Here is a 7,676-nt window from a genome sequence, read left to right on the forward strand (position 1 = left end):
TGCCAAAAGTGACCCGCTGTAAGAGCGGAACCATAGGTGGCCGTTACCGCAGCAACGGATATGCCCCCCATCCAAAACCCAAATCACCGCGGCACCGCCCGAATCACCGCCCTAACCCCCTGCCCCCCGGGAATCGCCTTATCCACCGAAGGCAACTGCGGCGCCTGCACATCCGGCATCGCCCAACTATGCTCCGGCTGCAACCCACCCTGGGCCCTGCGCATAAACTCATAGCGATTCAGCGTAATACTGCGCCCCGCCCCGCCGTCACGAATAATGTAAGGCCGCAAAAACACCATCAAATTAGTCTTCGTCACACTGCGCTTTTCATTCCTGAACAACGCCCCCAACCCCGGAATATCCGACAACCAGGGCACCGCGTCATTGCTCTGGCTATACCCATCCTGCAACAGCCCGCCAAGTACCATGATCTGCCCGTCATCCAGCAAAATACTCGTATCAATCGCCCGCTTGTTCGTCACCGTCCCGGCATCCACCGAAGCCCGCGTGTCGACGCTGCTGACCTCCTGATAAATATCCAGCTTCACCGTCCCCCCCTCGGAAATCTGCGGCCGCACGTTCAGCTTCAGCCCCACCTCCTCCCGCTGTACCGTCTGGAACGGGTTATTGCTGGTCCCGCCGCCACCGGTCACATAACTGCCCGTGACGAAAGGAATCGTCTGCCCCACAAAAATACTCGCCGCCTCGTTATCCAGGGTCAGCAGGTTCGGCGTCGACAACACATTAGTCCCGCCCTTGCTCTTCAACGCCCGGGCCAACACCTTGAGGTCCAGCACCTTGCCAATCCCCGGAATGTCCACCGAGCCGTTCACCAGCCCGATGTTCAAACCCTTGGGCAACACATCAATGCTGGTCTTGCTGGTGGGGGTTCCATTCAAGCCGCTGCCCCCCAGGTTCACCCCGCCAAAGCCACCCTTCCCGCCCAGGTTCCCCGCCTGCCACTGCACCCCGAACTCGCTGGCATCGTCCTCACCCACTTCGACGATCAGGCTCTCGATCACCACCTGAGCGCGACGCTGGTCGAGCATGTCGATCACCTCCCGCAGGTTGCGATACAGCGGGTCCGGCGCCGAGATCAGCAAGGTGTTGGTGGTGGCGTCCGCCTGGATCGTCACGCCACCGGCGCTGAACGCGGTGTTCTGGTCGTTGGGGGAAGAGGCTCCGGTGCTGCTGGTGTCCTGCCCATAGCCACTGGGCTGGACAGTGCCGCTGCCGGTGGGAGTGCCGCTGCTGTTCTGGGTACTGCCCTGGCCACCCTGGGTGTTGCCGCCCATGCTGCTCAACTTGCCCCGCGCATTGTCACTGGTACCGGTGTCGCTCTCGCCAGTGAGCAAGCCCCGCAGCGACTGCGCCAACTTGCCGGCCTGGGCGTTGCGCAGGTACACCACGTGCATATTGCTCGGGTTGCTCTGGGCGTTGTCGAGCTTGTAGATCAGGTTGCGCGCCAGTTCCGTGCGCTCCGGGCTGCCGGCGCGGATGATGATGGAGTTGGAGCGCGGGTCGCCGATCACGTTGATCTTCTGGGTCTGGTCGGCGCCCTGGGTTTCGAGGAGTTCCGAGACCATGGCGGCGATGTCCACGGCGATGCCGTTCTGCACCTTCACCACGTCGGTGTCGATGGCGCTCGGGGTGTCGATGCCGTCGATGATCTGTGCCACCCGCGCCAGGTTTTCCGCGTAGTCGGTGATCACGATGCTGTTGTTGCCGGGGTAGGCGTTGATCGGGTTGTTCGGCGACACGATGGGGCGCAGTACCGGGATCAGGTTCACCGCGTTTTCGTATTGCAGGCGGAAGGTGCGGGTCTGCATGCCCTGCCCGCCCGGGTTGGCGCCGCTGTAGATCGGCCCGCCGAGCAGCTTGGCGTCCGCCTCCGGCACCACCTGGGCCACGCCGCCTACGTCGACCACGCTGAAGCCCTGCATGCGCAGCGCCGCCAGCAGCATGTCGAAGGCCTGGTGCGCCGGTACCTGGCCTTCGCTGACCAACGTGAGGTTGCCTTTGACACGCGGGTCAACCAGGAATTGCTGGCCGGTGGCGCGGGACAAGGCGCGCACCACCGCCTGGATATCGGCGTCGACGAAGTTCAGTTGTACCGGTTGATCACCCAGCGGGTTGCGCGCCCTGGCCGGTGCGGCGCCATGGCTGCGGGCGCTGTTGGTCACCGGGTGTTGCACCCGGGGTGGCGGCACGGTTTCGCGCTGGCGGTCCAGTGGTGTGTCGCCGCTGCGCCGGGTGTCGGCCAGGGGTTGGCCGAGCTCGCTGTCCACCAGCAACGGCGCGGAGGATTGGGGGTTGCTGCACGCTCCCAGCGCCAACAAGAGCAAAGGGGCGACCTTGCGATAAGGCGCAGCGTTGGGCAATGACCACTTCATGAAGCTTCCTTAGCGCCAGGCGCCTGATCCATGCGAACGGTCCCGGACAAGGTGCCGGCCGAGTTTGAAGGGGTGGCCTCGCCTGCGCGTTGCAGGCGGGCCGCAGAGACTTCCAGGGAGAACGGCCGGGGGTTGGCCAGCAGCCAGTCGATCACCGCGTCCGCCGGGGCGTCGTCGAAGGTCAGGCGCCAGCTGCCGGTGTCCTGCGGCTGCAATTGATAGCGGCCCTGCAGCCCGGCGTTGTCGAGGGACTGGTGCAAGGCGGTTTCCAGGTCACTGCTGCGCGGGGCTGGGGCGACGCCTTGCAGCAGCACCTGCAAGGCCTCGGCCTGGCTGCGCAGTTTCGGGGTTTCGGCTTGCCAGTAGTCGATTTTCTTCAGCGGTGGCTGGATCAACAGCAACCAGGTCAGCAGGCCCGCCAGCACCAGGCCGGCACCCACCAACAGACGTTTTTCACGCATGGCCAGGCCGTTCCAGAACACCTGGGCCTGGCTGCGCAGAAGCTGCCAACGCTTATTCATCTTCGGCCTCATCGTCTGCATCGGCTTCAACGCGCTCGGTAAGCGGGCCGACTGTCCAGCCCTGGTCGTCGCGACGGGCGCTGAACCCGGCCTGGGCCAGCAGCGCCTGCGCGTCAGCGGCCAGCGCCGGGGTCCGGGCGTCCGGCAGCAGGCTCAGCTGCAGGCGGCCTTGCTCGTAGCTCAAGCTCTCGACGCTGTCCGCCATGGACGGCAGGCTGCTGCCCGCCAGCGCCAGCAAGCCGGTAAAGCGCTGCCCAGGTTCGGCCGCCGCGCCGCTCTGGCGTGCGGCCAGTTGCTGACGGGCTTGTTGCAGCGGGTTGAGAATCACCGGCAGTTCGGGGAAGGCCTGGCGTACTTGCTGGCTCATCTGCGCCTTGAGGCGTTGGCCTTCGTCGACCTGGCGGGCGGCGTAGAGGTTCAGGCCCAGGGCCCAGATGGCGACCGCCAGCGCCGTGCAGGCCGCCGCCCTGCCCCAGCCACCGGTTGCCGCCTGCTGGAGCCGACCGTGCAAACCCCAGCCCGGCGCGGTACCGCTCCAACGGGCATCGTCGGCCACATGGAGCACATCGACACCGGTGGCGAGCAGATCATCCAGCGCCTGCTGCCCCAGAGGATGTACCGCGCCCTGCTGCAGGCTATGGCGCAGTAGCAAATGCCCGTCGCAGAAGGTCGCGCTCGCTGGCCCGCTGACCGGCAACGCGTAGGGCGCCGGGTACAGGCCACGCACTTTGATTTTCAGCTGGGTCGTTATCCGGCCCAGGTGCTCAAGGCTGCTTTTGGGCAACCAGCCGACCTGCACCAGGCCGCTGCTGTCCCGTGGACCGTGGGCCACATGCATCAATTCCAGCGGGCCGAGGATCAGTGCCTGGGCCGCACAGGTCACTGCATCGTCGACCTTGGCGGAGGGCAATTGCGGCAGCTCCAGGCTGGTCAGCAAGCTGTCCCGTGGATGCAGAAAACACTCCGCCTGGGTATTCGCCCATTGCGCCAGGCGGCCCTCGCCCTGCTGGCTGACCTGCCCGGCGCGGTCCAGCCAGGCGAACTGCACCTGGCTCTCGGTGGTGAGTTCATCCAGCGGCGGCAAGCCGATGCGCAAACGCTTCATACGCCCACCCGCGACCAGATCACCTGGGGCTGACGGTCTTCCGGGCGATACAGCAACGCCTCCAGCGTGACCCGACGCTGCTCGCGGCGCGCCTGGCCGTGCACGCGAAACCACTCGCTGGTGATCCCCACCTGCACCGTGTCCACCGCGACTTGTGGCATGCGCAACCGGTTGACGAAATCCCCGCGATTGACAAACCAGCGCCCGCCGTCGCGCTCGGCCACCAGTGCCTGAGCCTGGGACAGGCTGAGCCCCGGCACCACGCTACTGAGTACCTCGGCGCTGGCGGTATTGCCGTTGACCCAGGTATTGCCGGGCAGCACGCTGACATAGCTCGCCATGCGCCGCAGTTGGCGCGGGTCGAGGCCTTCGATACCGCTGAGGTCGGTGAGGCTGCGCAACATCGGGTACTTGGCCGGGATCAATGGCGCGGCGGCACCGGGCGAGGTATCCCGGCTGCTGTTGAAGCCGCCGGTAAGTGAGGCGCCGAGCTCGCGCTGGTCGTATGAGTCGATCACTCGCCGGCTGATGCGGCGACTCACGGCCGGCTCGATGCCGATCAACTGGCACAGGCGTTCGAAGCTCTGCAATTGCCCGGCGTCCGGGTGTTGTTGGGTCACCAGGTTGCGCAGGTTGAACTTGCCCTGCTCATCCTCAATCCGCCCCTCGAAAGCACCGCCGAGGGGCCGTGCCCACGGTTGATCGAGCCGGGTCAACACGTCCTGGCGGCGCGCGTCCCACAGGAGCTGGCGACTGGTTTCCAGGCCGCCATTCAACAACCATTGGCCCTGGATACGCAGTTGTTCAGCTTCCAGGCTGCGGGTGAACACGGTTTGCCGGGTGAGCATGGCGCCGGCAAGCACCGCGACCACGGCCGCGATCAGCAAGGCACTGATAATCGCCATGCCGCGCTGCTTCGCCGCTGTAGGCGAATGGCTGTTCATCGCCGGCCTTACAGCTGCCAGGAGCCGATATCGGCATTCACGCCGTCACCATCAGGTTTCCCGTCGGCGCCGAGGGAGAACACATCCACTTCGCCGTTGGCCCCAGGGTTGAGGTAGTGATACGGGTTGCCCCACGGGTCGTTGGGCAAGCGTTCGAGGTAGGCGCGCCAGTTGCTGTTTTTCGCATCGGCCGGGCGTTCCACCAGCACCTTCAAGCCCTGGTTCATGCTCGGGTACGAGCCGTGGTCGAGGCGGTAGAGTTTCAGGGCCTGCATCAGTCCGCCAATGTCCTGCCGGGCCGCTGTGGCCCGCGCCTGGTCGGGGCGGTCGAGCACCTTGGGCACCACCAGCGCCGCCAGAATCCCCAGGATCACCACGACCACCATGATCTCGATCAGGGTGAAACCGCGCTGCCTGCGCGCTGACGTGAAGTGTGCGATATCCATGTCGACATTCCTTGGCTTGAGTGCATTTCGTGGCGCAGTGTTGCAAGAACACATGTCAGTCATGTTGAAAATCCTCGGGAGCTTTGGTCGCCAATCGGTCAACTCCCGGGGCTAGTCTGCGGGCCTGTTTCCCGGTTTTGAGTACGCCATGGGCGGGCCCCGCAACGAGCAAGGTTTCACCCTGATTGAAGTGTTGGTGGCACTGGCGATCATCGCCGTGGCCATGGCGGCGGCGGTACGCGTGGCCGGGCTGATGACCACCAGCAACGGCCTGCTGCGGGACAAGTCGATGGCGCTGCTGGCAGCCCAGGGGCGGATGGCGGAACTGCGCCTGGAAGGTCGGGTGAGCACCGGGCGCAAGACGTTCGACTGCGACCAGGGCCGGCTGAAACTGCGTTGCGAACAGACCATCAGCAACGGGCCGGATGGGCGCCTGTTCCAGGTCAGCGTGCAGGTGCTGGACGCCACCCGGGAAGCGCCCCCCCTGGCACGCCTGGAGACACTGCTGGGGCGCCCGCCGGTGAAGCGCCCGGTTACTGCCGAATGAGGCTTGGCAACGTCGGCCCGTCGGGCAACTTGTCGAGGGGCACGCGGATTTTTTCCGCGCCGCGCTCGATCTCCACGCTATCGCCTTCAATGGCCGTCAGCCGCACGCCGGGGCTCAGGCGTTCACCCAACAAAAAGCTGCGGGGCGGGCCGTCGTTGAGACTGAGGATCGCCACCGCCCCACGCGCCCCGGCAAGCACCCCGGAGACCTTGATCTGCATCACCGCCGGGGTATTGGAAAACCATTGCACGGCGGGGTTGTCGCTGCGGGCCGCCAACGCCTGGGGCGCGGCCTGCGGGGTGTGGGACTCGGCCGACGTGAGCAACAGTGGCGTCCAGGTCGCAACCCCTGCCAGCGCCGCCAGCAACGCCACGGCCTGGACGCCATGGGCGGGTGAAAAACGATGGATGAATGCCATGGGCGGGACCTCCTGTTTGTCCGTCGCCTCAGGCTACAGGGCAATTCACACCTTTTTATTTCAGCGGTTGATCAGGGAGCAAAAAATGAAACAGCAGGGCTTCACGTTGATCGAGTTGATGGTGGTGCTGGTGATCATCGGCATCGCCAGTGCGGCCATCAGCCTGAGCATCAAGCCTGATCCGCTGCACCTGCTGCGCAAGGACGCGGAACGCTTGAGCCAATTGCTGCAGATGGCCCAGGCCGAGGCGCGTGCCGATGGCCGGGCGATTACCTGGAAAGCCGATGCCAAGGGATTTCGCTTCAGCCGCGTTACCGATGATGGGCTGGGAGTGGAGAACTTCAGCGGCGATCAGCAACTGCGTCCGCGGGCCTGGGACAGTGCGCCGATGCAGGTGCGCATCGAGCCCGGGAAAACATTGGTGCTGGATGCTGAATGGGTGAACCCGCCGGTGCGGGTGGTGCTGTCGGATGGGCAATACAGCCTGAGCCTGCAACGGGATGCGGCGGGGTTGTTGCGGGTGGTGAGTCATGAGTGACCAGAAGGGTTTTACGTTGATCGAGGTGATGGTGGCGATCATGTTGATGGCGGTGGTCAGTGTGATTGCCTGGCGCGGGTTGGACAGTGTGACCCGGGCTGATCAGCATTTGCAGGCCAGCAGTGAGCAGACTGAGGTGTTGTTGCGGGCGCTGAACCAGATGCAGCTGGATGTGAGCTTGCGCGCGGGGGTTGAGTTGGGGCCGCCGATTGGCGAAGACGCGCCGAAGCCTGGCGGGTTGGCGGCGGTGTCGGTGAGGAGTTCGGATAGCAAAGGGTTTCGGTTGGAGGTGATCCGGAGTGCGCCGGTTCCTGGGGATGGGTTGCAGCGGGTGCGGTGGTGGCTCAAGGGCGACACGCTGTACCGGGCAGCTGCACCGGCGCGGGATCGGTATCCGCTGCCGGCGCCCAGGGATGCGGTGGCGGTGCTTGGGCAGGTCAGGGATTTGCAGGTGCGGGTTTGGGACAAGGGGTGGCGGCAGTTGAGTGGGAATCGGCAGGATGAACCGCTGGGGATCGAGGTGGTTCTGGTGCGGGAGACGGGCCAGGGGGTGGAGCGGTATCGGCAGGTTTTGGGGCCCTTGCGGTAGGGCTTTTTGGGGTGGTGTACATATCCGTTATTTTTGTTATGGCTGATATGGGTTCCGCTCACTTTCGAAAAGCCGGAATGCCGGCCCAGTCAAAAGTAAGCAAAACGCTCTTGCCCCACCACTCGGCTCCTCGCTTAGGCTTGAGTGTTGAAGAGCAAAATCAAAAGCTAAAGCG

The 7,676-nt window shown here is 64.9% G+C and carries 9 protein-coding genes; 3 read left to right on the plus strand and 6 right to left on the minus strand.

The genetic code is table 11. The features are described from left to right. Nucleotides 1-83: 83 nt before the first annotated feature. The 5 genes from gspD to gspG are packed head-to-tail and all read right to left on the minus strand — an operon-like array spanning nucleotide 84 to nucleotide 5,409. Nucleotides 84-2,393 (minus strand): type II secretion system secretin GspD, encoded by a 2,310-nt coding sequence (gene gspD / locus HX824_RS31980; RefSeq protein ID WP_177056067.1) that lies wholly within the window; start codon nucleotides 2,391-2,393, stop codon nucleotides 84-86. Continuing rightward, entirely contained in the window at nucleotides 2,390-2,914 is a 525-nt protein-coding gene (gene gspM, locus HX824_RS31985) for a type II secretion system protein GspM (protein WP_003218654.1), read from the minus strand. Before gspM ends, gspD begins: the two co-directional genes overlap by 4 nt. After that, entirely contained in the window at nucleotides 2,907-4,019 is a 1,113-nt protein-coding gene (gspL, locus tag HX824_RS31990; RefSeq protein WP_177056069.1) for a type II secretion system protein GspL, read from the minus strand. The genes gspM and gspL overlap by 8 nt, the downstream gene beginning before the upstream one ends. Beyond that, a complete protein-coding gene (gene gspK, locus HX824_RS31995) occupies nucleotides 4,016-4,963 on the minus strand; it encodes a type II secretion system minor pseudopilin GspK (protein WP_157222816.1) in 948 nt (315 codons plus the stop codon). The genes gspL and gspK overlap by 4 nt, the downstream gene beginning before the upstream one ends. 8 nt (nucleotides 4,964-4,971) lie before the next feature. Continuing rightward, entirely contained in the window at nucleotides 4,972-5,409 is a 438-nt protein-coding gene (gspG, locus tag HX824_RS32000) for a type II secretion system major pseudopilin GspG (RefSeq protein ID WP_003218660.1), read from the minus strand. A gap of 148 nt (nucleotides 5,410-5,557) precedes the next feature. Here gspG and gspI point away from each other — a divergent pair, with 148 nt between their 5' ends. Then, a complete protein-coding gene (gene gspI / locus HX824_RS32005) occupies nucleotides 5,558-5,956 on the plus strand; it encodes a type II secretion system minor pseudopilin GspI (RefSeq protein ID WP_008431408.1) in 399 nt (132 codons plus the stop codon). Here the strand turns inward: gspI and HX824_RS32010 are convergent. Next, nucleotides 5,943-6,374 (minus strand): type II secretion system protein N, encoded by a 432-nt coding sequence (locus HX824_RS32010; protein WP_087695374.1) that lies wholly within the window; start codon nucleotides 6,372-6,374, stop codon nucleotides 5,943-5,945. The genes gspI and HX824_RS32010 overlap by 14 nt on opposite strands. 85 nt (nucleotides 6,375-6,459) lie before the next feature. Between HX824_RS32010 and gspH the strand changes: the two genes are divergently transcribed. Together gspH and HX824_RS32020 are read left to right on the plus strand one after the other, a co-directional pair. After that, nucleotides 6,460-6,912 (plus strand): type II secretion system minor pseudopilin GspH, encoded by a 453-nt coding sequence (gene gspH / locus HX824_RS32015; RefSeq protein ID WP_177023357.1) that lies wholly within the window; start codon nucleotides 6,460-6,462, stop codon nucleotides 6,910-6,912. After that, nucleotides 6,905-7,501 carry a type II secretion system protein GspJ gene (locus HX824_RS32020; RefSeq protein WP_177056071.1) on the plus strand — a complete coding sequence of 199 codons (597 nt, stop codon included), beginning with the start codon at nucleotides 6,905-6,907 and terminating at the stop codon, nucleotides 7,499-7,501. The genes gspH and HX824_RS32020 overlap by 8 nt, the downstream gene beginning before the upstream one ends. Nucleotides 7,502-7,676: the final 175 nt, after the last annotated feature.

It is taken from the genome of Pseudomonas sp. D4002 (assembly GCF_013385665.1).
GTDB lineage: Bacteria > Pseudomonadota > Gammaproteobacteria > Pseudomonadales > Pseudomonadaceae > Aquipseudomonas.